This is a genomic window from Paenibacillus sp. TAF43_2 (genome assembly GCF_052113545.1).
GTDB lineage: Bacteria > Bacillota > Bacilli > Paenibacillales > Paenibacillaceae > Pristimantibacillus.
In genome coordinates this window covers 1-1,393 of sequence record NZ_JBFRDK010000375.1, presented here as the reverse complement: position 1 = coordinate 1,393, position 1,393 = coordinate 1, and the positions used below count along the sequence as shown (strand labels likewise).

The 1,393-nt window shown below is 38.4% G+C and carries 1 protein-coding gene; it reads left to right on the top strand.

Features of this window, described 5'->3' with window-relative positions; translation table 11 throughout:
* Positions 1–941 precede the first annotated feature (941 nt).
* Complete coding sequence (locus tag AB4Z17_RS33480) at positions 942–1,289, top strand: c-type cytochrome (protein WP_441964765.1); 348 nt, start codon at positions 942–944, stop codon at positions 1,287–1,289.
* The last annotated feature ends 104 nt before the right edge of the window (positions 1,290–1,393 follow it).

The following is a 1,393-nucleotide window of genomic DNA, read 5'->3' as shown; positions in this document are numbered from 1 at the left end:
GAGATATATGTTGGTTCATATGAAGGATGAATCCTCCGCGGGAGGTATTGTATGCAAGCGAATTTGAGCTGATGCGTATAGGGTGTTATGCGTTATTTTCCACGAAATAACGATTGTGGAGTTCGTTAAAATATAAATTCACTACAAAAGGTCTAAATAAGAGCTGCTGGGTTCGTAAGAGATTTATCCATTAATGATGACAGCTGCGAATAACGGTTTTTAAGCGTCTAAATCTTAGGCAGCTTTCGTGAATTTGGATAAATGACAATACATAATGAGTTTTAAAAATAAAAATATCGCTTCAATAAAAGGCACCGTTAAATAGGGGTTGTTTCAAACGTAGATATATCTACTTTTGAGACAGCCTTTTACTGTATAAAACGAGAAAAGTGAAAGCGAAATGAGCTAATTATTGTCTTGCGAGAGATAATAAGCGCATCTTCAGCGTACATCTGACCTTTTAAAGTCGATGTTTAGGGATTAAGGATTAATTTGCTTTTGCGACTAACGCTTCTTTTCTTCGTATTTTTCTGAATAAGTATCGGTAATGTTATTTTCTTAATTGAGATTGTATCTATTCATAAACGAAGCAGACCAAGGGCAAGTCGGTATAAAGTAGTTATTGCTGTTAGGAGTAGAAAGAGGACAAGGAAAATGCTTTAATGTGGCTATTTATCGTAAAATTTATTACAAAGATATGACTTTATCCAGCAATAGCTCTATCGAGTCATGCGTAAGCAAGCAAGTATAAAAGAAAATGATATTAATGCAATCGATGCTTTTTGATGCTTTTGAAGCATTTGAAGCTTTTAAAGCTATCAAAGCTCACTTGTACAACCTTCATGTGGATCACCGAGCCCTACTCGTCGGATAAACCTATGAAGGGGATTTTATCAAAATGTAATGTTACCACGACAAAAAATGAGAGGAGGCAAACTTAAATGGCTAGTTTAAAACAGGTTTCGGTAGGTGCTGCATTTGTGGTTGTCTTGTTATTGTCTGCTTGCGGCGGAGGAACAACAGGAGAAGTGCCAAATAAGGACAACAGCGGCGAAGGTACAGAGAGCAGCGAGGCGGTGGCACTTTATAAGAAAAGGTGTATTTCTTGTCATGGCACGGAGCTGCAGGGAAGAGCTGGACCTAATTTGCAGCAGGTCGGGGCCAGGCTGACAGAAGAGGAAATAGTGGATGTTGTTTCCAATGGTCGTAAGGGTATGCCAAAGTTCGAGAGCAGCTTAACGACGGAACAGATTCAAAGTTTCGCTGCATGGCTGGCTGAACATAAATAAATTCCAAAGAACCGTTAATCAATAGACTCAGCCATTTACAAAGAAAAACAAGGGTCTACTCTACAAGTCAAATTGACTTATAGAGTAGACCCTTTATTCATCTC